Below are 21,814 nucleotides of genomic sequence, written 5' to 3' on the forward strand. Positions count from 1 at the left end.
TGTTAATTTTAAACATGCTTTATGGATAGCCAAAACATAAAAACCAGCGAACCCAAAAACCAATATATTATTGAAAATAAAGAACTTAACATTTGGGAAGCGCTTATACCGGTTTTTGCTTTGGTGGGCATGTTATTTTACAATGTGTTTTTTGTTTATGGCGACGATGCTTTGAGCGGCAGCAATCAGTTTATTTTATTGCTTGGTGCGGCTGTAGCGGCTCTTGTTGGTTTTTTCAATAAAGTCTCTTTCGAACAAATGCTGGAAGAAGTGGCCGAAAACATAAAATCTACCGTTGGTGCTATTTTAATACTTCTCATGGTGGGGGCTTTGGCCGGCAGTTGGTTAATTAGCGGCATCATTCCTTCCATGATTTATTACGGCTTACAAATATTAAACCCCACTATATTTCTGGCAGCCTGCGTCATTATATGTGCCATTATTTCTGTAGCAACAGGAAGCTCGTGGACCACTTCGGCCACCGTTGGTATTGCCTTAATTGGAATTGCAAAAACCTTGGATGTATCGGTGGGAATGACAGCTGGTGCCGTTTTATCTGGAGCTTATTTTGGAGATAAGATGTCACCTTTAAGTGATACCACAAACTTAGCCCCTGCCATGGCTGGTGGTGAATTGTTTTCGCACATTCGCTATATGGCCTTAACTACAGTACCAACGGTAGTGGTTACGCTTATAGTATTCACCATTATCGGATTAAATACAAACACCACAGGAACACCAGATGTTTCAGATAAATTAATCGCCATAGATCAAGCTTTTAATATTTCACCATGGCTATTTTTAGTACCGGTAGTGGTGATTTTAATGATTGTAAAGAAAACATCGCCCTTAGTTGCGCTATTGGTTGGTACACTTTTGGGAGCCGTGGCTGCAATAATCGCCCAACACCATATCGTTTTATCGGTGGCTGATGCCGAATCCCTAACTTTTACTTCAGCCTACAAAGGTGTTATGAATGCTATAACCGTTGATGCGTCGGTAGAAACGAGTAGTGCAGAGCTCAACGACCTGTTTTCTTCCGGTGGAATGAGCGGTATGTTGGGCACGATTTGGCTGATTATTTGTGCCATGGTTTTTGGCGGCATTATGGACGCCATTGGCGCATTGGCCAAAATAAGTAAATCGATATTGAATTTATTCGATTCGGTATTTGGGCTTTTTGCCAGTACCGTTATAAGTTGCCTTGGTCTGAATGCCTTGGCCAGCGACCAATATTTAGCCATTGTTGTTCCTGGCAAAATGTATCAAAAAGCATTTCAAGAAAAAGGTCTTGCTCCTGAAAACTTGAGTAGAACCCTTGAAGATTCCGGTACAGTTACATCGGTGCTTATACCTTGGAATACTTGCGGAGCCTACCATTCGGGCGTACTTGGGGTACCCGTTGCCGACTATTTTTTCTACGCCATCTTCAACTGGTTAAGCCCTTTTATAACTTTAATATTCGCTGCTTTTAAAATTAAAATTAAGCAACTTATCGCTTCTCCAAAATATTCATAAATTTTAGCACAAAAACCAAGAATTTCACATTTTATGTCGTGATATTTTACGTGATTATTAATTTTCAACCATCTTTTTTATTGCTATTCACAATGCTTATTGCATTATAAAATTATATAATCAAACTTTATTTTGTCAACACGTATATTCTAGTAGTTTTGCTTCAAATTAATAATTTAAAAAACGAAAAAAATATGGCACTAGTAGGAAAACAATTTCCAGATTTAAATGTTGACGCAATGAACGAAATGGGCGACACTTTTAAATTGAACGTTCTTGAAACCGCAAGAGACAACAAGAAAAAAGTAGTTTTATTTTGGTACCCAAAAGATTTCACTTTTGTATGTCCAACAGAATTGCACGCTTTCCAAGCCGCTTTACCAGAATTCGAAAAACGTAACACAGTGGTAATCGGTGCTTCTTGCGATACTCCAGAAGTTCACTTTGCTTGGTTAAACACTGCTAAAGATAACGGCGGTATTGAAGGTGTAACCTACCCTATTATTGCAGATAGCAACAGAAACTTATCTAGCATTTTAGGTATTTTGGATATTACCAACGAAACTTTTGACGAAGCTACCGGAACTGTACAAGTTGAAGGTGACAATGTAACTTACAGAGCTACTTACATTATTGATGAAGACGGTGTGGTACAGCACGAAAGCATCAACAACATGCCTTTAGGAAGAAATGTAAACGAGTACATCCGTTTGGTTGACGCCCTAACACATGTACAGGAAAAAGGTGAAGTTTGTCCAGCAAACTGGGAAGAAGGTAAAGAGGCTATGAACGCCAATGCTAAAGCTACTGCAGAGTATTTAGCTAAAAACTAATTTATACAGAGGCTGTCTTAAAAGTACTTTTGTCATTTCGAGCGGAGTCGAGAAATCGCATCATACTGAAACTAAGAATTCATCTTTTTAAGATTCTTCACTTAGTTAAGAATGACATCTTTTGAGACAGCCTCTACTTAAAAAATATAAAAATGGTTAAAGAATTAGAAAAAGACAATTTAAACGAAATCGTTTCGAGTAATAAAACTGTTGTCGTTCAGTTTTCGGCCACTTGGTGCGGGAATTGCAGAATTATGAAACCGAAATTTAAAAAGTTGGCTACGGAAAATGAAAGTACATCTTTCGTTATTGCTGATGCCGAAAAATTTCCGGAGTCACGAAAATTAGCAACTGTAGATAATCTACCAACATTCGCCACTTTTAAAAATGGTGCGTTTGTTAATCAAGTTCAAACCAATAAGTTTGATGTATTAAAAGATTTAGTAAATGAAGTTACCGGTAATTAAACATTTAACGCAGTTTATTGAGGAAAACGACGAAGATTATGTGATCGAAACCGTTGAAACCCTTGAAGCCCTAACGGAAGTTCCTTCATTAAAGGATGAAGAATTGGATGTTATCGGCGAACTGATTTCAAACATGTATGGTGCCCTAGAGGTCAATAAAATGATAAAGGATGGCACTGACAAAAAAGAAGCTTTAAATACCTTTATGTCGAGGGTGTTGGGCTCCATTGACAAGTAAAAGATAGTATCCACCATTTAGGTGTAGGATAAAAAAAACAGGTAAAATAAATTTCACCTGTTTTTTTGGTTGGTTAGCTATTAATCATTTCTTATGATGGAACTTTACATAATAAGAAGTTCCTCAAATATATAGTTTAACCGTGTTTTTGAAAATAACAAATGTTAATTCGCACCTATTTTTTTTCTTATCCTGCTTAACTGAACCGGCGTTATACCTAAATATGAGGCGATATGGTATTGTGAAATTAAGCTGTCTATATTAGGGTTTTGCTTTCGCAACTCTAAATAACGCTGAGTGGCATTCAAAGAAATTAAATCTACCAAACGCTTTTCGTACTGCATGTAAACCATTTCTAAAACCCTACTGTAAAACACTTTAAGGGCAGTGCTTTTTTTATACAGTTGCATCAGTTGGGCGTAATCTACCTCATAAAGTTCACATTCTGAAATAGATTCAAACACAAACCTTGAGGGTTGTTTTTTTACCAAAGCCGTTAAGGGCCCCATAAAAGACGTTGGGAAATAAAAACTCTTATTATACTCCTTTCCCGATTCGGAACTTAAATAACAACGAATAATCCCCGATACCAATAAATACACCTTGGTCGGCACCTCATTGAATTTTACAACTTGATGCCCAGCTTTAACCTTTTTGAGCTCGCTAATACCTTCAAGTTCCTTGAACAAATCCTCTGGAATTTCTCCAACGGAATTTAAAAATTCAAAACTGCTATTCATCTTTTGGGTTGGCTGAAACAAACCTTATGTTATTATATTTTTTAATCCTTTCACTACGTCAATTTACTTTCCGTACTTCTAAAGTAATATCTTTTTCTTTCTTGCTCATAATTAATCTGTCATGAGCAGATATACTAGTTTAGTTGTATATACAATAGTTAAAAACCAATCTGAAAATCAAAAGTATAAAAAAAGCTCCGAACTTTCGTTCGGAGCTTTTATGGCTAAACCTTAAGTGTTAAATAAAGATTTACTTTAATGTAAATTCAGAGGTTGAAACCAAGTCTTTTTCATTGAATACGTTTACCACATAGCGGCCTTCTTCAAAATCGTTGTCTCCTTTTGAGGCCACAAATTCGCAAACATTCAAACTGCTATTTTCATAATTGAACTTACTAATTACGCTATAATTCAACGTTTTTTCACCAAATTGTACTTGTTCGTTCAATCCTAAAATATTGTTTTTTGGGCCAATAACCTGTACATAAAGCTCCTGGTCGCCTTCAGAAACCAAAGCGTTTTTGGCTACTGTAAAGCACACTCTAATTTTATCTACTCTTCTGGCACGTTCTGTTGGGATTAATTTGCCCGAAGTTCTTTCAATAACCCCAAAACCTTTAAGTCCTACGGTATTTAAAGCCGACGCATTTTCAACCACTTCGGCCAAAGCGTTGTTTTGTACCAATAACGAATCGGTGAAAATGGTACGCTCTTCCAAACGCACTCTTGTGCTGTCAAGCGAAGTTGCCAAATAAGAATTCTCTATACGTAACGAGTCGTTTTGTGCCAACAGTACATCCATTTCCTTTTGTAACGACATGTATTTACTTTTATATCGCCACAAGCTTTTTACGTTGGTTTCAGAAATTTTCAACGAATCGATTAACCCTTGTATTCTTGCTCTAGCCTCTACCAAGTCGGCGTTGGCTATTTCGTTTTCACCAATGGCTTCATCATATTGCTTGGCCATGGCGTTTAAATCGTTCATTACCAATTCTTTTTCAGCGGTTAGTTCTTTTTGGGTTTCATTACTTTTCTTATACAAATTCATTGTATAAAAACCGGTTGCTAAAAATAAAACCAGTGCAATGCCCAATGCCACTTTAAGCCCCGTGTTGCTTTTGCTATTTTCCATAATCTTTAATTTAATGTGTTAAGGTTAAATTTTTGTTTAATCTAATTAATTTTATAAAACTATAAACAAATAATGCCGTATTTTTAATATTCAAACCCATTTAAGAAACCTATGGATAAACTCGTTTTGTTTAATAGCGCCGCCCGAAACAAACTTTTAAGTAAACGCTCTGGTGAGTCTAAGTTTGGTCAACATGTTCAAACATTAACCAGCATTTCCAATATATACGAACAACTTTGTAATTTGGATGTTAATTATGTGATTTTAGGTTTGCCCGAAGATGTTGGTGTGTTTGCCAACCACGGAAAAACGGGTACTGCAAGCGCTTGGAATACGGCTCTAAAAAGTCTGCTAAACGTACAGAGCAATAAACACACCTATGCTTCTAATGTTTTGATTTTAGGCCATTTGGATTTTACCGAAGAACTTAATGAAATTGCAAAATTAAAACCAACGAAAAAGAAGGATGTTTTAAAAGCCAGAAAATGGGTTGAAAAAATTGATGCCGAAGTATCATACATAATCCATCAAATTGTTTCGGCGGGCAAAATTCCAATCGTAATTGGCGGCGGACACAACAATGCCTACGGAAACATAAAAGGCAGTAGCTTGGCTCTTAACACCTCCATAAATGCAGTTAATTTAGATGCCCATACCGATTTTAGGTCTGTTGAAGGGCGGCACAGCGGAAACGGTTTCAGTTACGCTTTCGCGGAAGGCTTTTTGGAAAATTATTTCGTTTTCGGGCTGCATGAAAATTATACTTCAGATGCCATTTTCAACACTTTTGAAAATTCAAAATATTTGGATTACAACACTTTTGAAAGTTTGGAAATTAGAAATGAACGCCGATTTAAAAAGGAATTGGCACGGGCCACCGAACACATTACCGCAAACCACTTCGGTATTGAAATAGATTGCGATGCCATTGAGAACATACCCAGTAGCGCCCAAACGCCCAGCGGATTTACCGTTACCCAAGCCCGACAATTTGTGAGCCATTTTGCGAACAACCAGTACGCTACGTATTTGCATATTTGCGAAGCAGCACCCAAAAAAAAATCGGCCGACCAAGTTGGAAAACTCATTACTTATTTGATTACGGATTTTATTCGAGCCAATAAAAAATAGTGCTTTTTTACCGAAAATATATTATAACCTTTCCAGTAAAAAAGCACTCAATTCCAAACAATATTTTTGGTCAGTTTCGCATAAAACCAACAAAGTTTCAGATATGTAATCATGCAATTCTTTATTGTTTGGATAAATCTTATATGCCAATTTAAACTCTGAATACGCCCCATGTATTTGGTTCATTTTCAACCTTTCTTTTCCTGAAGCTATAAGAAAACGGAATGCTTTTTTATCTTCGTAGGCTTCTAAATCACTCATTTCTTGCGAGTGCGCTTTTGAATAATGGTTGAAGCTCACAAATGAAAAAGTACCAATGAAAAGTAATATGATACCAATAACAAAACTTAAAATCCCCATAAAGGTTTTGTTTACTGAAATGTTAGGTTTTATTGAAAATGTTCTGGAATAACTTTGCAGAGGATTAAACGAAGGGACGCCTTTCCGCTCGAAAAGGACCCTTTTGGAATTTCTTGAGTAAATCCATTTTTGCATCCCAAATCCCATGTAACCCATAATTGACCTTTATTTATAGGTCTTTAAACTTTAGTATTTGTTACAGTGAAAGAAACAAGTGATTAAAAGTTTGTTGGAACAGCAAACTCAATTCCTTTATCATATCTGCTTTTACGCCTAGAAAAAATCGAACAACGAGCTTGATTGTTAAATTCTAAAACCTCACCCATCCGCCTTTTAAATTGCATATATGGAGCATTACCTTTTAATGTCTTTTTTTGAAAATCCGATATATCTTTGTATTGCATTTTCAACCGTGGAATATAAATGGGCTCAATGTTTATTTTATGTTTAAATTGAGTTCCCAGCAAGCTATAATCCTCATCAAATTTCAACCAATCGTACCTTTCAGTATAAAGGTTAAGTATGCGCAGCAGCATTTGTTTTTCAGGTTTCAAGTAGCGCTCATATTCCCCAATTAGAACATTGTAAATTTCAGTAATAACTTGATGAAGATAAACTGTACCCTTATTCTTCTTTAATAATTTACCGATGACCTCTAAAATTACATTTGAAAAAAAATCGTTGTCATCCGTTTCTCTTTCCTTTTTGATTGAAAAGACTCTTTTTTTATGACTGTAAAAATTGCCAAAATAACTTTCTTGAAAATTAACTACTTCTACCCTGATTATTTTCTTGCTTAATAGCCTAAGAAAAGTCAAATTAAAGGTTTCATTTAATAAATCTTCCCAAAGTACATCACTCGAAATAGAAACATGACGATATTCAAAATCATGAATTCTGCTGAGGCTGCACATCCCAATATCATCACAATGAAAATCAATATTTTCAACATGAATTTTACCTATGGAAAGATTCTTTTTGGAATAAAAGAAAGATGTAATGGACATAAAATTTACTTAGCAGCCTTCAAAGAATCAATCTGCTTTTGCAATTTTTCAAGCAATTCAGCCTTAACGTCCGTATCAGGAACCATTTGGTTTATAGAATCTTTTACGGCTTCACCAAAATCAATTTCTTTCTTTTCCTCAACAAAATAATAGCCAATGCCCTCACTGGCTCGCCAGGCTTCGTTAAGTTGATGGTAAACCGTTTTATCCCACTGGCTGGGGTGTTTTACATCAATCCAAACCACATCGCGGTACTCGCTATCTACCAGCACCAAATCGGGTGTAGCCGAACCGTCAAACTGTTGCGCATTATTATCACTAATGGCCGAAACCGTTCCCATAAAAAACATACGCTTTTTACCAGCTATATTTTTTATGTAAGGTCGAAATTCAACTGGTGTATTGGCACTCCAATCGTATTCCTTTCGCGATTCCTTTACCTTTAACGGCATGGCCGAAACCCCAGCGTAACCTTGCTTTTTTGCGGCATGATTATAATAATACAGTTTGTCGGTGCCATCGGCAGGTACAAAAACGCTGAAACTTAAACTGGTACGCTCGTCGCCAACGGGCTCCAAACCAAACCAATGGTACAGACCACTGTAAGCCTCCACATCGGTTTCCGAAAAATCGAAATCGGTAACATAGGGCTGCTGGTTTTGGTCTTTAGGCATGGTCGGGATTTTCACCGCCGTTTCCATATTCCATGGCAACGGATCGCTAAATCCGCCCAAAAACTTTAAGGATTCTGCTTGCAACCTCGACACCTTTTCCGCTAAGGTATTTTGACGTGTTAAATAAGGGTGGTTTTTCATGTACTCTGGACTCACATAAGTGCCTTTCCCGATTAAAATACGCTCGATGTAATCGTTAAAATCATGCTCGCCATTGTCAATGACCATTACGCCGCCAAAGGTTGGGTACGGAAACAAAAAGCCTTTCCACTTTATTAAGCTCACCACTTCTACCCATTGCCCAGAATCGTTTTTCATGTAATAGGTGTCGCTGGGTTCCATGGTGAACAATTGGAAAATATTGAAACGCTGCACCACCGCGTTATAGGTATTTCGGCTAAATTTCAATGATTCACCAATGGAAAAGGTAACGGGAATTCGGTTTTCACTTGAAAATCTCGGGAACGGTGTGGTACTCGATACCGCAAACACTTCCTCGGTATTATCGGTCATGCCCTGCCACATGTATTTTTCAGTGGGCTGGATGGCCATGGTCCATTTATTTTCGTTACCAATACGCACCAAATGTGGTAGCGATACATCTTTGGTTTCGCCCACACTTTCATTAGCCATGGAAAAAATATTGCGTAATGGCTGAATGCGCTCATTTTGTGTTAATGGCAACTCGCTGATTTCAACTTTATTCAAATGGTTGAAAACATTGTAGGTTTTCATATAATCGTACATTTTGAAATGCCAACCCACTACATACAGCAGCCCGAAGAAAATGAGCAACAACGCCAAAATGCCCAATCTACCACCCGTACTGGCCGATTTTCTAAACTTCCGAAGGCCAAAAAACAGTACAGTGGCACTTAACAGGATAACAAAAATATATTTCCTTATAAATAATAAAGCAGGTTGGTAATCGTCGCGCAAAACAAAAAGCGCAATTAATAAAATAATGGAAACAATTATGATTATTGTTTTTTGTTTTTTGCCTTTATTCCAGTAGTTTTTTATCATGTTTTGTCATTCCCACCTTTCGGCTATCTCTCAAGATGAACTTCGGCAGAATCTTTTTTAATTTAACTTGTTTCGTTTCAACAGACACTTCGACTGCACTCAGTGTGACATTTTAATTCTAAATTTAAAGCAACCCTTTATCCTTCAACCGTTCACGAGCACTTTTTTCTTCTTTTTTCAGGGATTCTTGTTTTGATTCCACACTTCGACTACGCTCAGTATCCAAACTATCAGTTTCATTGGCGTCCTTGGTTTTTAAATCCTCAATAAAATCCTTTCCTTTTTCAATAGTATCCTGTACCATACCTTCCAACGAATCGCTTTTTTCGTCTATCACTTCACTCGATTTAAAAATAAAATTGGCTAAATACGTACCTAGTAATGTGCCGAAAATCATGGAAGCAAAAATGGATACCGTGGCCACGTCAATAGGGATTAAAAACTGTGTGATAACGATGCCTATCAAAAACAAAAAGCCTATGAATACCAACCGAATAATAAATTTTTGCTGATACACAAATCCGGTTTTATCGGATGGTTTCATTTGCAATTCTTTCGAATACATCAGTTTGTTGAAAAACCGGTATAAACCGTTTCCGTTGGATTCGCGCCAGTAAATCAATGCTCCAAAAAGTATGGATGCGATGAAGATGATTAGTTCTAGTGTCATAGTTATAAAGTTTGAAGCATGGAGTTAGAAGCTTGAAGCTGCTTACTCATGCTGCTTTTTTTTGTTTGAAGCTTGGAGTTGGAAGCTGGAAGTTTCTTACTCTTGCGCTTTAATTTTTTATTTTATTCCTGAAAGCTATGGTCATATTTATTAAATCGAAACAGTCTTTGTAATATCGCCTAAAAATATCTTCTTCAAGATAGTTTCTACTTTTTGCTTTGTGCAAACAAGTTACTACTTCTGCCAAAGATCTTATAGCGTATCCTAAAAATTTTCTATATTCTGGCCCAGATTGCAAAATTGAACCTTCTGAAATATTTAACGCAATAGAATCGGAAGCTCTTTTTAATTGCGATGACAAATTATACCTTTCATCTTTAGGAAACTTAGATACCAAAATATTCATGTCTTCCCCTAAGTCCATTTCTTTTTGCCAAATGATTAAATCTTCAAACTTAAATTTCATTTATAAATAAATTAAACTTCATGCTTTCTTCTTACATCTCCAAGCTCCAAACTTCTAACTTCTAACCACCAACGTTCCCACTTATCGTCCCCACAACCCAATCTTTTAAGGAATCGTCCCAATTTTTATAGGCACCATAAAACGTTTCCTTATCGTACCAATACCAAAACAGCACGTCTTTTGGTGAAATGTTTACCAATAGTTTCCAAATTAAGTCTTGGTGTTTTGCTTCCAACGACGAATGTGGTTGGTGCAATGCCTCATAGAATTTTAAATCGATAACATCGCCTATTTTAAATTCGTTGCTCACCTCTAATTTTTCCAAATAGCGCTCTACGCCCATCACTTTTTTGCGCGAATCAATATCCAATTTGTTCAGGTAACTTTTAAATAAAATGGAATCGTTTAAAATATCATTGATAGGGTGTTGCGGTTTTTTTAAACATTGTGCCAACTCAAATTTTTTAATGCGATCGTACTGATTTGTTTTAATCACTTTTTCCAAATCGCACTCCACAATAACGTGGTCGCGTAGTTTTTCCATAAGTTGGGGCTGTGAAATGTGATAAATCAAAACGTCATGGCTCGTATCCTTGATGGCTTCCTTGTACCACTTTTCATCTTCGAACACCACAATGGGCGTTATAAAATCTCGCAATACGTAAACGCCGCCAAACGATCTTGTAAAGAAAGAATCGGTAGTGTATTCCAGCTCGTGCAACTCTAAATCTCGATACCGCAAATCGCCATGCTTTTGGGCTGATTCCAACAATTGCTGATGCAAATTTTCATCAATAAAATTATTGCCCTTACTAAACGTATCGACCAATTTTAACTGCTGTTTTTGGATTTTATCCAAATCGTTGATTAAATGGAAATGAACGGTTACTTTATCGTATTTAAGTACATCCAAAGGCTCGTAGAACGCATCGATGCCTTGGTCGAAATCCAAACAAATAGCACAATCGCGAGTAATGTCCTTTATTTTTTCACCGTGGACTTTAAACACGAATTTCATAATATCACGATCAAAAGTGTGGGCAGGCAAATACACGGGCTTTCCTTTTTGTAACGGTGAAATAATGATGCCACACGGATTGGCCTCACCGTTGCACATATAATATTGTTCAGCTTTTTCTTCGGCCACTTCGGGGCTCCACCCCATTCCGTCAATATGGAAAGTCTTTAATTTCGTTTCCGAAAAGCCAAGCTTCACCAAGCATTTATTGTAACGCTCCACCAGTTTTCCGCTTACCGGAATGAGTTCACTTTTAAATAGATTTGCTGTTTTTAGTTTGTTCATTTAGACACAAATTACCTTCAATTTAAACACCCAACAAATTATGAATTTGCGCATACTGCAACAACACAATGGTTCGGGTATCTTCAATTTTACCATTGTTGAGCATGTTTATTGCTTTTTCAAATGGCAACTCCAAAACCTCAATATCTTCATGTTCACTGTCCAATCCTCCGCCATCATTTACCTTCATATCATCGGTGTATTCGCCAACAAAAAAATGCATCTTTTCGGTCATTACCCCGGGCGACGAATAGGCTTCGTAAACCTTTTTTACTTCTTTTAATCGGTAGCCCACTTCTTCTTCGGTTTCACGGATAATGCAGGCTTCGGGGTTATCTTTATCCAACATGCCAGCCGTGATTTCAACCAAAAAGCCGTCTTTATTATCGTTCAAATAGGTGGGCATTCTAAACTGCTTGGTTAAAATAACCGTTTGCTTTTCCTTATTATAAAGAAGGATTCCTGCGCCGTCGCCCCTATCATAAACCTCGCGCATTTGGTTCACCCATGTTCCGCTGCTCGTCAAATAATCAAAAGTGACCCGGTTTAGAATATAATAATTATCGGACAGCAGTTTCTTTTCTATGTTTTTTATTCGTTTATCGCTCATTCTTCATTTTTAGTTTTCCACGATTCCTTTTTCTGAAACCGACATACTCCTTGTTTATTCACTTGTTAGCCCAACACCCATTATAAGCTTTCAAAAGTCTTTCTCGCTTCGGTTTCAATATTCAATTGGTTCACTCGGGCATCAACTTTTCGTTTAAAATCGGTATCGGCAATGGTGGCAACATTATCCAGGTAGCGCACCACTTCTTGACGACGGATTTCTGAAAAATCCAACCCTTTCATATTGGCCCGCATCAATTCTTGAAGCATGTTGAATTTGGTGTCATAATCTTTTTTAAAATAAATTTCGGGGTTTTCGAACCAGTTTTCATCCAAATCAAAATCGGTCAGTCGCAACGAAATGGCACTTTGAATGTTCCGAACATCACGTGACGAGAAAAATGGAAACGCCTTTTGCATGTCTTTATACAAATGCGCGTAAAATAAATGCTGATTGGTTTTAAATTGTTTTTCAACCCTATCGTAAATTTCATGTACGCGCGCTTCAGTAGGCTTTTCTACCGTGTTGAGAATTTCACCCATATTTTTTGCTAAACCTTGGTCTTGCAAATAGCTGTAATTTTCAGGGCCTTGCATGTTTACAAAATCGGGCATGGTATCGTCCAGTTTCCGCCACCATAAATGGTCTTGGTCCAAAAAATCGGTTTCGGTACGCGCACCATCGATTTTAAAACGCCCCTGAACACGTGAAATCACAGCCTTATCCAACATTTCTGGCAAATTGGTAAACAGCCCAATGGAACTGTTGCCGTAATTTACAGCATAGGCACCTTCGGTATATCGCAAAAACACGCCAATGACTTCCTTTACACCTGCCGAAACACCTTGTGCGGTACGTTCCTGCAAATTGTTTTCGGCATCGTCAATGGGTGCAAAAATGAGTTTTGTGGGGTCTTGCATGGGTTTCATCCACTCTACCATTTTTTCGGCCGAACCGCCTTGAAAGGTACTAATCAAAGTATCGGGCATCGGGTGGAATAAAAATGGAATATCCAAAGTATCGCAGTGTTCCTTCAACCGGGTGGCAATAGCGGCGATGAGCATACTTTTTCCAGTACCCGGAATACCGTAGCCCATAAAAACAGGCATAAAACCGCCCAATTCTTGAAACGGATTTTTCTTTGCGGTAAAATCGTAACTCAACAAACGCTCGGTGAGTCGGCGTGCAAAATGTTTCGCATCACGATTACCAACAATTTGTTCGAATTGTATTTTATTGAATTCCACACTTTTTGCCGTGCCCTCAAAAACGTTGTTCCAGCCCGAAATGGCAAACTCCGATTTTTCAAGTTTGTAGGTTCGATCCACAATGGTATCGGTATATTCCAAAGTGCTTTTCCGAAGTTGTATTTCATCAATCAAAGCTTCAAAATACACCACCGTAAAATCAATCACATCCTTGTCGGACTTGATAATTTCGGGATGCCCCAAATACTTATCGTAGTAAAATAAAGCACACGAAATACCTTTGATGGGCAACAAAAACGACACCTCGGGAATGCCAGCAAACTTTTGTTTCATGACACTCAAATCATCCGAAGCGTATGGTTTTAAATCGTTCAATATTTTATAGGCCGAAGCAAATAACATAAACGCCGTAGCGGTGTGCATCTTGCTTTCGTACTCCCGCTTTCCGTTGGTATCTAAGGCCGATTTGCTTTCATTTAATCGCGAAAGCCCCGAAGAATCGGAATAACTATCTTTTACCCAAATGCCCAAAGTGATGCCTTCCTGAACTGCAAAAAGCGCTTGGTTCAAAAAAACAGGAATGGCCACCGAATCGGGCAACAAGCGTTTTTTTAATGCCAATATGGTTTTGGAGACCGAAGTAATCTGCGCTGTTTGCGTTCCGTTATTCACCCTCGATAGATATAGTAAAATAGACTCGTCCTTGGCATCTTTATCTCGGTTTTTGGCTCGCGAACCTTGCTCCCATTGCACACTTTTTAAATAGGAAGTGGCCTCATCGCGAAGCACATCGAGTTCTGATAATTTTATGGGGAATGTTGAGTTGTGTTCCATGTTTTCTAGTTTTCAGTTTCCTGTCTCAGTATCAGTTTAGAAAACTGAATACTGTGACTGCGACTGTTTACTTTTTTAAATCTATTTTTAATTCAGCCACTTCAATAGGCGGTTTAGCTAAACTGTTCATAATTTCTGGCGTTTTGTTATACAGCAATTGAATGACCCGATGTGGTGCCAAAACATATTTTTGTTTAAACACATCGCCCCATTTTTGTAAAATTTGTTTGCTAAAAAATCCGCCTTCCTTAAATTCACTTTCCGAGGCCACTTCGTGGACTTTCAGTGACAGGGCATACGATTCCAGCGCCACTTCCTTTTTACCAATACTTTCTAAAATGGCGTGGGTAATTTTGTTTTCATCCTTGGCAAAAACGTTGTGCAAAGGTCCCAAATCGATGCGTTTTATCAATTTTGGAAATACTTTCGGGAGTTTTCGGTCAATGGTATGTGCCATCATGTCCAGGCTCATGTCGCGATCGGCCACCGTTTTTAAAACCTCATAAATCTCGTCTTTATAATCGTTGATGCTTTTGCCGTCAAAATCAAAGTACATAAAACAGATAAATGGACGGTTGTGTGAGACATCATAAAAACTCCAACTCGTTAACAAATCTGCTGGCGAATCTTCCTGAGCATTTAATATTTTCCCCTGTACAAACCGATTGAAAATATATTGCTTGTTTACCGAAGTATAATACACAATAGAAGATGCCTGAAACAGCTTACTCTTTTTTACAGGTTCCTTTTTCCGCAGCAACGTATCCAAAAATTCCTCTTTCAGTTTGGCTATGGGCGTTAATTTGCCAATGTACTCGTCTCGCAATTCCAAATCATTGAACAAATACCGAAACTCCAAATAATTCGGAAACCCAGAATCCGTCAAATCCACCTTCATATTATCCTCATCGTCATACATGTACTTGATGCGCATAGCCTCAACCGAGTACAGTAACAAATCGCAATATTGCTTAAACAATTTCACTTCATCAGCATTACAAATGTTTTGGCGCTGCACCGCAACAATGAGTTCCTTAAAAGCAAAATCGACCATCTTATGGTAAAACACGTATTGCTCTTTCGAGTCTAAAATTGCAGAATCTAAAGGGGTTACAATATGGTTTATGGACATGGTTTAGTATTCAGTTCTCAGTCTTCAGTAGGCAGTTTTGCTACGAACACACTCATATTTTAGTTAATTTTTTGGGCGTTACCACAAGGGTCGGGCTTTCCGTTACAATCTTTTTATTCGTTCCTCATAAAAAGGATTTTCACTGCAATCCCTAACGCAAATGCCACCCGCAGGCCTCCGAAAGAGAGGAAACGTTGCGGCAATGACAAATTAGTTTAAGATAACAAATCGTCAGCTCCAGCATCCGGTTTTGGTTTTCCGGCAGGTTTACCAGCATCGCCCGCAGGCTTGTTGGCATCAGCTTTATAGTAATCTTCAAAAATCTCTTTCATATCAATGCCATAGCGCTCCGCAAAGTTCTTTTGTATTTCGCCATCCTTGGCACGAATTTCCTGCAAAGCTTCGGCATAACTGCTGTAAACGCCTTGCATCACCTTTTCGTGCACCGGAATGTTGTCCATCATATCCTGACGCGCTTTGGCACTGGCCGTATGCATCGAGGCCAAAGTTTCTCCAATGTGCTCGTCGGTCTTAACACCCAAATGCTCTAAAATGGCCGCAAATTCTTGGTCGGTTCTGGCTTTTAAAGCCACTACGTAACCATCGTAATATTTCAATCGCTCTTCGGTATCACTCTTTAATTTAGCACGGTGTGTTTGTAAATTGCTGCGCAGTGAAGTTAAAACCTTAATGGTCAAATTGTGTTTGTGCACAAAACTATCTTTACTCGCAGCAAGTGTAGTGTACGCATTTTTAAGGCCTTCCAATTCCTCTACTTTTTGTTCCAATTCGGTAACCTTACCAACGGCTTGAGCATAATCGGCCGATTGTTTATCTGCAATATCCTCCAATTCTTGGCGGGCTTGTTTCAACAGTGCATATTGTTCTTCCAATTTGGCCTCCACTTCCTTTTTCTTTTCCAACGCCTTAGTGTGGTTTTTAGTGGCTTCAACAATGGCATCCTGCAATTTATCTTCCACCTCTTTTATTTCAACCTCGCGGTTTTTTAAACGGCTAACGGCAGCTTGCGATTTGTACGACAGCTCGCCCAAAAGTGTTTGCACATCGGCACTTTCAATACGCTCCTGAAACATAGCCTTTGCCTTGTTATCGGCGGCAGCACGTGTTTTTTCGGCTGCTTTAAGCGTTTCTTCGGCTTTCTTGATTTTACTTTTCCGTCCCCAAAGATTGTTCCACCAAGTATCTGGCTTCGCCTCGGCATCCTCCAATTCAATTTTGGCTCGCTCTAATGCTTTTTGGGCATCGTCAATCACCTTTTGCTCTGTAGCGTTCAGCGACGAGAATTTTTCGAAAATAATACCGACTTCATCTTGGTAATCGGTTAAATCCTTAATGGCATCCAAAAGTGTAGTTCGGTCTTTTTCGGCCATGTGTACCACATCATCCAAAGTGGCATTGAGTATTTTTTGACGCACTTCGGGATCGTCCTCTTGCGACAATTTAGATTTCATCGTGTCAATGGCCTTACCCCAATTGACATCAACTTTTTCGGTTTTTTCGTTTGAAGAGGTTTCTAATAAATCAAAATCGTCTGACATGGTATGTTTAGTGTTTAAAGTTGAACAATTTTACGCACAAGCAATTTCGACATTTTTTTTTGAAATCAAAATTTTAATGCTCAAATAGTAAGTATCCGTTCACGTTAAATTGTTACAATATTATACCAACTTGTGAAAACTTAGTGAATAACTTGTATTAATTTTCAACTACCAATCGATAAATTGTACTATATTTGATTTGCTGTTAATCCATTACTTAGAAACATGGTATCAATCCAAATCTTTAATTTTTCTTCAAAATCCCTTCTGTTTTTTGGAGCTGCCACCACCACATTATTATTATCGGTGGGTGCTTTTTTTATCATTTTATTGCTTTTAGGTTTACGGAAATCGTACAAACTGAAAAAGGAAAATGACCGCTTAGAAGCTATGAACCGAAAGATTGCCGAAGAAAAAGACAAACCCTATCGCGACTTTACCGAGGGCCATATGTATGGCGGTGGAGGGGATAGTTAAAAAAACTAGCCACAACACCGGTAACCGTTGCACAAGCCCATAATTTTGTAAAAACATGATACAAAAACGCCTATTTTAAGGGCATTTGTTGTTTTTGAATGTAACTTATGGTCTCAATTCCAGGTGCCCCTATGGGCCTAAAATGGCTTCTATAGCAGCCTTAAAACAATAAAAAACGAAAACAGCTAGTACAGTAAATCACTTTTTCATAAACATACATGCAAAGTAGTAAACACCGCCATCATTTTTTTCAGCGGAAACATTAAAATGGGTAAAATTCCCCTCAATACCCTTTCTGTGCACCGCGCTGTTTAGCCAAGCATTCACCACATCTTCCGCCGAATGATACCCACTGGCTACAATTTCGTAAACACTTTTAGCTCCAGCATACTGCATTAAATTATATTCACGCTCTAAATAGTTATCGTGCGACAACCGACTTGCGTTGATCATAAAACCAGTATGGATATATACTTGTGTTCTTATGGCGTCTGACCGCTTCAGCACGCTCAAACCCTTGGAGCGTCTATGGGATAGAATTTCATCTAAAATAGTAATTTCAAATCGGCTGAGCGCCTTGGCCTCATCGGGTAACACCTTTTGATTTGGGCTGGGCTTAAAATACTCGGTTTCGGGTGAGCACGAAATAAACCCCAAGCTTAACGCTAAGAGCATTAATAATTTGCTATTAATAACATTCATGATTGAGAGACTGCACCACAACTGCATGTTTTTGTAGCGCAAGGTTTTTTTCAGAATGCAAAATTACCCTTCAACGCATATTAGAGCACTAAAATTTCTGTTAATAAAAACCGCTTTGTGTCATGGCTATCTCGCCTTTAAACTAAAAACCAGTAATAAATAGTCTTTCATCGAAATGATAATATCTTTCGAGACGTCAATTTTCAGTCTAAAATGAAATTATAATATGATTTTAAAATAAAGTTTGACTTATGCTAAAAAAACAGAGAGTTAAAGTAGTATGCTGAAATTGACGGAAGATAAACTTTAAATGAATATGAATTAAAACAAAACTTAATAGCTATAAACAAAATTGTGTTTCCTCTTTATTTAAAAAAAAGTATTCAATCCATAAAATATTTCACAATAAAATCTGTTAAATACACAGTTAAGCTACCGTTAATCTAAAAACCAATAATTAACAATAACACAACATTTAATTTCTATAATTTAGTATTGAGGTTAATTTTCAACTGACTTAATTTTGAAAACAACGTTCCCTTTTAGTTGTTTTCGTCCTAAAACCCTACTTATGAATATTTCAAATTACATTGATTATACTTTATTGAAACCAGATGCCACAAGTCGCAACATCATGCAACTTTGTGAAATAGCAACCGAAAATAATTATTACAGTATTTGCGTTAACAGTTGTTATGTTTCATTGGCCAATCAGCTTTTGGGTCAATCTGATGTAAAAATTTGTTCAACGGTAGGCTTTCCTTTGGGATCGATGTCTACAGCCGCAAAAGTGTTCGAAGCCGAAAAGGCAATAGAAGACGGTGCCAGTGAAATCGACATGGTCATCAATATTGGCTATTTGAAAAGCGGCAACTACATGGCTGTTTTAAAAGATATTACTGATGTAAAATTAGCTATTGGCAGAGCCCCATTGAAGGCCATTATTGAAGTTTCAGAATTAAGTAAAAACGAAATCATAAAAGCCTGCGAAATCTGTTTGGATGCTAATGTTGATTTCATCAAAACCTCATCCGGATTTTCAAAAAGCGGTGCGACCTTAACCGCCGTGAAAATCATTAAAAAAACAATAAAAAACCGAGCTAAGATTAAAGCAGCTGGTGGTATTCGCGACTTCGAAACGGCCATTAAATATATTGATGCTGGAGCTGATAGAATTGGAACATCAACCGCTATTAAATCGGAAGATGACGGTACTATCCTTAGAAACACCAAAATTTTTAAGTACTACATCGAGCAGGCCAACCAAGCAAAAAGAGAGGCCGTAGCCAAAGAAAAATCAGTTACTCGATAGCCAGTTCTACAACAGCATCATAAAGCTTACGGTTTGACCAGTAAACTTTTGAGCCATAACATTCAATGCATTATCTGCCAATTGGAGCACCCGAGGATAGCCCCCAGTTGTTTGACAATCGCGCATTAAAATGATAAGCTTACCAGAAGGCGTTAACTGCACTGTTCCTGGCATAACGGCTGAAGTGATAATGGGATCCAATTTATTTTCAAAGCGTCCTTCCAATTGGTAAGCCATACGGTTGTTGTCTTTTGAAATGCTGAATTTGGTTTTCAACAAAGTTTTTTGCTGAGTTATTGTCAGTCTGTCAAACTCAGGCCCTTTAAAAACCTCAAGGGTTTCGGACGACAAATAGCTTTTATCGATCTTAATCTGGGCGTGTTTACGCGAATGACCAAATGGTAAATTCTCAACAGGCAGTATTTCTCCTTTTTTAAGAACCTGAGCATGGGTGATGGGCACGTACATGCTTCGACTGTTCAAAATCTTTTCGGTTTTAAAGCCGCTTAAAATCCCCAAATAACTCCTGAAACCCGATTGTAATTTCCCGAAGGACAACACATCCCCTTGTTTCACGGCCACAGCCTTATTGATCGGAATTTTTTTTTTGTTCAATTCAGGACTCATATTTGCTCCCGAAATGCTAATTAAAGTATCGCATTCAAATTGAAGCGACGCTCCTGTCATGGTCATTTCAATAACGGCAGCATTCTCATCGTTGCCGAGCAGCATATTCACTATTTTGGCTGCGTAATGATCCATAGTACCCGAATAAGGCACCCCAAATTCTTGATAGCCTGTACGCCCAAAATCCTGCACCGTAGAATACAACCCTGGCTTTAGCACCTTAACCATCAAGCACCTCACTTTCTATTTGAAATACACCGGCATTCACCAACGCTTTGATATTTTGATGCTCCTTTAAATCAATGAAATAGAATTTAATGTGGTCGCCCGCCTTGGCAAAACAAGGAGTTTCGTTTTTTACATTGAAAAAATTTACGGGACTATTACCAATAATGTTCCACCCGCCAGGACTGGCACTTGGATAAACCCCTGTTTGGTTTCCCCCAATGGCCACCGAGCCTTTTTCAATTTGTAATCGGGGGGTGGCTTTCCGCGGTGTGGCCAAACGCTCGTCCAATCCACCTAAATATAAAAATCCGGGTAAAAACCCAATAAAATAAACGGTGTAAATGGTTTGGGAATGCAAGTTTACAATTTCATCTTCCGATAGGTTTTTAGCTTTCGAAATACTTTCTAAATCCACACCAAATTGAGCATCATAACACACCGGAATATGCCATAAAGTCGATTTAAGTTTTTTACTTTTTTCTTCAGAAGAATAAATGGATTTCAACCTTAAAACCTCATTATCAAAACCATTTTCAAATCGGCTATAAATAATCAACAAGGAGTGATACGATGAGCGCGCTTCAACAATATTTTCAGTGGCATTTGAGTTTAATTTCGATTTAAACCACAACACATCATTCAATGTTGCTTCATCAATTGAGGCCGGCCACTCCACTAAAATCCCATGCTGCCCGTAAGGTTTATAAATCAGTTTAAACTTCATGCATTATCTAATCTTACAGCCTTTTTCCTGAAGTTTTTCCACCAAGGCTTTCACCATTTTTACCGCATTGGGGTGGTCGCCATGAATACAAAACGTGTGCGCTTTTATCATCGCCCATTCGCCCGAAATGGTCTTTACTTTTTGGCCACTGTAAATACCGAACACTTGCTGAAACATGGCATCAAAATCTTCAATAAGTGCATTCTTTTCGGTTCGAGACACCAAAGATAAATCGCTATTATAATTTCTATCGGCAAATGCCTCATAAAGCACCGGAATATTATTTTCAACCGCAATTCTCGCCAATACCGAATTGTAAGGCACATAAAGTTCGGCTGGCAATGCCAGGGTTTTCATCACCTCAACAACAACATTTGCTGTTTTTTCATCGGTAGCGGCTTGGTTGTAAAGAGCACCGTGCGGTTTAACGTGGTGCAACGGCACATGCTCTTCATTTAAAACGGTAACCAAATCGTTTATTTGATTTTTTAACGAGGAGTACAACACCACACAGGGCATTTCCATAGTTTTCCGTCCGAAATTTTCTTTATCAGGAAACGACGGATGCGCACCAATTTTTACGCGATGCTGTTTGGCCAATTTTACCACGGTTTTCATGGTGAGGTGATCGCCAGCATGCCCACCGCAAGCAATGTTACACGACGAAATATAGGGCATCAACTTGGCTTCATTGCCTATGCCCTCGCCCATATCTACATTAATATCAATAATCTGATTTTCCACAGAACCAAGTTAATTATTCTTGGTGATATTTCAATTGCTAAACCGTAAAAACTTAGGGTTATCGGCTTTCAGCATTTCCATTTTAAGAA

General features: G+C 38.1%; 23 protein-coding genes. 7 read left to right on the forward strand and 16 right to left on the reverse strand.

Annotation, left to right across the window (positions count from 1 at the left end; all coding sequences use genetic code 11):
- Nucleotides 1-21: 21 nt before the first annotated feature.
- The 4 genes from nhaC (at nt 22) to ABI125_10795 (ending at nt 3,056) form a co-directional block, all read left to right on the forward strand.
- The gene (nhaC, locus tag ABI125_10780; GenBank protein ID XCF05207.1) at nt 22-1,518 is read left to right on the forward strand and encodes a Na+/H+ antiporter NhaC; all 1,497 of its coding nucleotides are present in this window, start codon (nt 22-24) and stop codon (nt 1,516-1,518) included.
- Between the two features lie 194 nt (nt 1,519-1,712).
- Nucleotides 1,713-2,351 (forward strand): peroxiredoxin, encoded by a 639-nt coding sequence (locus ABI125_10785; GenBank protein XCF05208.1) that lies wholly within the window; start codon nt 1,713-1,715, stop codon nt 2,349-2,351.
- A gap of 152 nt (nt 2,352-2,503) precedes the next feature.
- Nucleotides 2,504-2,818 carry a thioredoxin family protein gene (locus tag ABI125_10790; protein XCF05209.1) on the forward strand — a complete coding sequence of 105 codons (315 nt, stop codon included), beginning with the start codon at nt 2,504-2,506 and terminating at the stop codon, nt 2,816-2,818.
- Nucleotides 2,799-3,056 (forward strand): hypothetical protein, encoded by a 258-nt coding sequence (locus tag ABI125_10795; protein ID XCF05210.1) that lies wholly within the window; start codon nt 2,799-2,801, stop codon nt 3,054-3,056. The genes ABI125_10790 and ABI125_10795 overlap by 20 nt, the downstream gene beginning before the upstream one ends.
- Nucleotides 3,057-3,220: 164 nt before the next feature.
- On the opposite strand, the gene ABI125_10800 is transcribed toward ABI125_10795, so the two are convergent.
- Together ABI125_10800 and ABI125_10805 are read right to left on the reverse strand one after the other, a co-directional pair.
- Nucleotides 3,221-3,796: a Crp/Fnr family transcriptional regulator gene (locus ABI125_10800; GenBank protein XCF05211.1), complete on the reverse strand. Its 576-nt coding sequence runs from the start codon at nt 3,794-3,796 to the stop codon at nt 3,221-3,223.
- 250 nt (nt 3,797-4,046) lie between these two features.
- Complete coding sequence (locus ABI125_10805) at nt 4,047-4,931, reverse strand: chromosome partitioning protein ParA (GenBank protein XCF05212.1); 885 nt, start codon at nt 4,929-4,931, stop codon at nt 4,047-4,049.
- A gap of 111 nt (nt 4,932-5,042) precedes the next feature.
- On the opposite strand from ABI125_10805, the gene ABI125_10810 reads away from it, so the two are divergent.
- Nucleotides 5,043-6,062, forward strand: a complete 1,020-nt coding sequence (locus ABI125_10810) for a formimidoylglutamase (GenBank protein ID XCF05213.1) — start codon at nt 5,043-5,045, stop codon at nt 6,060-6,062.
- Nucleotides 6,063-6,083: 21 nt separating this feature from the next.
- On the opposite strand, the gene ABI125_10815 is transcribed toward ABI125_10810, so the two are convergent.
- From ABI125_10815 to ABI125_10860, 10 genes are all read right to left on the reverse strand, one after another.
- Nucleotides 6,084-6,422 carry a hypothetical protein gene (locus tag ABI125_10815; protein XCF05214.1) on the reverse strand — a complete coding sequence of 113 codons (339 nt, stop codon included), beginning with the start codon at nt 6,420-6,422 and terminating at the stop codon, nt 6,084-6,086.
- Nucleotides 6,423-6,640: 218 nt separating this feature from the next.
- Nucleotides 6,641-7,429 carry a hypothetical protein gene (locus ABI125_10820; GenBank protein XCF05215.1) on the reverse strand — a complete coding sequence of 263 codons (789 nt, stop codon included), beginning with the start codon at nt 7,427-7,429 and terminating at the stop codon, nt 6,641-6,643.
- Between the two features lie 5 nt (nt 7,430-7,434).
- A complete protein-coding gene (locus tag ABI125_10825; GenBank protein ID XCF05216.1) occupies nt 7,435-9,129 on the reverse strand; it encodes a hypothetical protein in 1,695 nt (564 codons plus the stop codon).
- A 124-nt stretch (nt 9,130-9,253) separates the two neighbouring features.
- Nucleotides 9,254-9,799: a hypothetical protein gene (locus tag ABI125_10830; protein XCF05217.1), complete on the reverse strand. Its 546-nt coding sequence runs from the start codon at nt 9,797-9,799 to the stop codon at nt 9,254-9,256.
- A 109-nt stretch (nt 9,800-9,908) separates the two neighbouring features.
- Nucleotides 9,909-10,265, reverse strand: coding sequence for a four helix bundle protein (locus ABI125_10835; GenBank protein ID XCF05218.1), 357 nt, complete (start codon nt 10,263-10,265; stop codon nt 9,909-9,911).
- Nucleotides 10,266-10,326: 61 nt separating this feature from the next.
- Nucleotides 10,327-11,568, reverse strand: a complete 1,242-nt coding sequence (locus tag ABI125_10840) for a DUF6638 family protein (GenBank protein XCF05219.1) — start codon at nt 11,566-11,568, stop codon at nt 10,327-10,329.
- Nucleotides 11,569-11,590: 22 nt separating this feature from the next.
- On the reverse strand, nt 11,591-12,178 hold the full coding sequence (locus ABI125_10845; GenBank protein XCF05220.1) for an NUDIX domain-containing protein: 588 nt from the start codon (nt 12,176-12,178) through the stop codon (nt 11,591-11,593).
- A gap of 80 nt (nt 12,179-12,258) precedes the next feature.
- The gene (locus ABI125_10850; GenBank protein ID XCF05221.1) at nt 12,259-14,220 is read right to left on the reverse strand and encodes an AAA family ATPase; all 1,962 of its coding nucleotides are present in this window, start codon (nt 14,218-14,220) and stop codon (nt 12,259-12,261) included.
- A gap of 67 nt (nt 14,221-14,287) precedes the next feature.
- Nucleotides 14,288-15,352, reverse strand: a complete 1,065-nt coding sequence (locus tag ABI125_10855; GenBank protein ID XCF05222.1) for a hypothetical protein — start codon at nt 15,350-15,352, stop codon at nt 14,288-14,290.
- Between the two features lie 215 nt (nt 15,353-15,567).
- Nucleotides 15,568-16,911, reverse strand: coding sequence for a microtubule-binding protein (locus tag ABI125_10860; GenBank protein ID XCF05223.1), 1,344 nt, complete (start codon nt 16,909-16,911; stop codon nt 15,568-15,570).
- Between the two features lie 225 nt (nt 16,912-17,136).
- On the opposite strand from ABI125_10860, the gene ABI125_10865 reads away from it, so the two are divergent.
- Nucleotides 17,137-17,388, forward strand: coding sequence for a hypothetical protein (locus ABI125_10865; protein ID XCF05224.1), 252 nt, complete (start codon nt 17,137-17,139; stop codon nt 17,386-17,388).
- Nucleotides 17,389-17,586: 198 nt separating this feature from the next.
- Here ABI125_10865 and ABI125_10870 read toward each other — a convergent pair whose 3' ends face one another.
- Nucleotides 17,587-18,063, reverse strand: coding sequence for a CAP domain-containing protein (locus tag ABI125_10870; protein XCF05225.1), 477 nt, complete (start codon nt 18,061-18,063; stop codon nt 17,587-17,589).
- A 598-nt stretch (nt 18,064-18,661) separates the two neighbouring features.
- On the opposite strand from ABI125_10870, the gene deoC reads away from it, so the two are divergent.
- Nucleotides 18,662-19,402 carry a deoxyribose-phosphate aldolase gene (gene deoC / locus ABI125_10875; protein XCF05226.1) on the forward strand — a complete coding sequence of 247 codons (741 nt, stop codon included), beginning with the start codon at nt 18,662-18,664 and terminating at the stop codon, nt 19,400-19,402.
- A gap of 6 nt (nt 19,403-19,408) precedes the next feature.
- On the opposite strand, the gene ABI125_10880 is transcribed toward deoC, so the two are convergent.
- From ABI125_10880 to pxpA, 3 genes are read right to left on the reverse strand one after another with little or no spacing between them, the layout of a single operon-like run.
- Complete coding sequence (locus ABI125_10880; protein ID XCF05227.1) at nt 19,409-20,257, reverse strand: biotin-dependent carboxyltransferase family protein; 849 nt, start codon at nt 20,255-20,257, stop codon at nt 19,409-19,411.
- Nucleotides 20,250-20,981, reverse strand: coding sequence for a 5-oxoprolinase subunit PxpB (pxpB, locus tag ABI125_10885; GenBank protein XCF05228.1), 732 nt, complete (start codon nt 20,979-20,981; stop codon nt 20,250-20,252). The genes ABI125_10880 and pxpB overlap by 8 nt, the downstream gene beginning before the upstream one ends.
- 3 nt (nt 20,982-20,984) lie before the next feature.
- The gene (pxpA, locus tag ABI125_10890; GenBank protein XCF05229.1) at nt 20,985-21,725 is read right to left on the reverse strand and encodes a 5-oxoprolinase subunit PxpA; all 741 of its coding nucleotides are present in this window, start codon (nt 21,723-21,725) and stop codon (nt 20,985-20,987) included.
- Between the last annotated feature and the right edge of the window lie 89 nt (nt 21,726-21,814).

The organism is Tamlana crocina (assembly GCA_040429635.1).
Taxonomy (GTDB): Bacteria; Bacteroidota; Bacteroidia; order Flavobacteriales; family Flavobacteriaceae; genus Flavisericum; species Flavisericum crocinum.

Excerpts from the sequence above, each read along its gene's own strand:
- pxpB (XCF05228.1), bottom strand. The coding sequence starts at position 20,981 with ATGAAGTTTAAACTGATTTATAAACCTTACGGGCAGCATGGGATTTTA.
- nhaC (XCF05207.1), top strand. The coding sequence starts at position 22 with ATGGATAGCCAAAACATAAAAACCAGCGAACCCAAAAACCAATATATT.
- ABI125_10790 (XCF05209.1), top strand. The coding sequence starts at position 2,504 with ATGGTTAAAGAATTAGAAAAAGACAATTTAAACGAAATCGTTTCGAGT.
- ABI125_10865 (XCF05224.1), top strand. The coding sequence starts at position 17,137 with ATGGTATCAATCCAAATCTTTAATTTTTCTTCAAAATCCCTTCTGTTT.
- ABI125_10785 (XCF05208.1), top strand. The coding sequence starts at position 1,713 with ATGGCACTAGTAGGAAAACAATTTCCAGATTTAAATGTTGACGCAATG.
- deoC (XCF05226.1), top strand. The coding sequence starts at position 18,662 with ATGAATATTTCAAATTACATTGATTATACTTTATTGAAACCAGATGCC.
- ABI125_10840 (XCF05219.1), bottom strand. The coding sequence starts at position 11,568 with ATGAACAAACTAAAAACAGCAAATCTATTTAAAAGTGAACTCATTCCG.
- ABI125_10800 (XCF05211.1), bottom strand. The coding sequence starts at position 3,796 with ATGAATAGCAGTTTTGAATTTTTAAATTCCGTTGGAGAAATTCCAGAG.
- ABI125_10815 (XCF05214.1), bottom strand. The coding sequence starts at position 6,422 with ATGGGGATTTTAAGTTTTGTTATTGGTATCATATTACTTTTCATTGGT.
- ABI125_10845 (XCF05220.1), bottom strand. The coding sequence starts at position 12,178 with ATGAGCGATAAACGAATAAAAAACATAGAAAAGAAACTGCTGTCCGAT.
- ABI125_10810 (XCF05213.1), top strand. The coding sequence starts at position 5,043 with ATGGATAAACTCGTTTTGTTTAATAGCGCCGCCCGAAACAAACTTTTA.
- ABI125_10850 (XCF05221.1), bottom strand. The coding sequence starts at position 14,220 with ATGGAACACAACTCAACATTCCCCATAAAATTATCAGAACTCGATGTG.
- ABI125_10795 (XCF05210.1), top strand. The coding sequence starts at position 2,799 with ATGAAGTTACCGGTAATTAAACATTTAACGCAGTTTATTGAGGAAAAC.
- ABI125_10835 (XCF05218.1), bottom strand. The coding sequence starts at position 10,265 with ATGAAATTTAAGTTTGAAGATTTAATCATTTGGCAAAAAGAAATGGAC.
- ABI125_10825 (XCF05216.1), bottom strand. The coding sequence starts at position 9,129 with ATGATAAAAAACTACTGGAATAAAGGCAAAAAACAAAAAACAATAATC.
- ABI125_10870 (XCF05225.1), bottom strand. The coding sequence starts at position 18,063 with ATGCTCTTAGCGTTAAGCTTGGGGTTTATTTCGTGCTCACCCGAAACC.
- ABI125_10830 (XCF05217.1), bottom strand. The coding sequence starts at position 9,799 with ATGACACTAGAACTAATCATCTTCATCGCATCCATACTTTTTGGAGCA.
- ABI125_10820 (XCF05215.1), bottom strand. The coding sequence starts at position 7,429 with ATGTCCATTACATCTTTCTTTTATTCCAAAAAGAATCTTTCCATAGGT.
- ABI125_10860 (XCF05223.1), bottom strand. The coding sequence starts at position 16,911 with ATGTCAGACGATTTTGATTTATTAGAAACCTCTTCAAACGAAAAAACC.
- ABI125_10880 (XCF05227.1), bottom strand. The coding sequence starts at position 20,257 with ATGGTTAAGGTGCTAAAGCCAGGGTTGTATTCTACGGTGCAGGATTTT.
- ABI125_10855 (XCF05222.1), bottom strand. The coding sequence starts at position 15,352 with ATGTCCATAAACCATATTGTAACCCCTTTAGATTCTGCAATTTTAGAC.
- ABI125_10805 (XCF05212.1), bottom strand. The coding sequence starts at position 4,931 with ATGGAAAATAGCAAAAGCAACACGGGGCTTAAAGTGGCATTGGGCATT.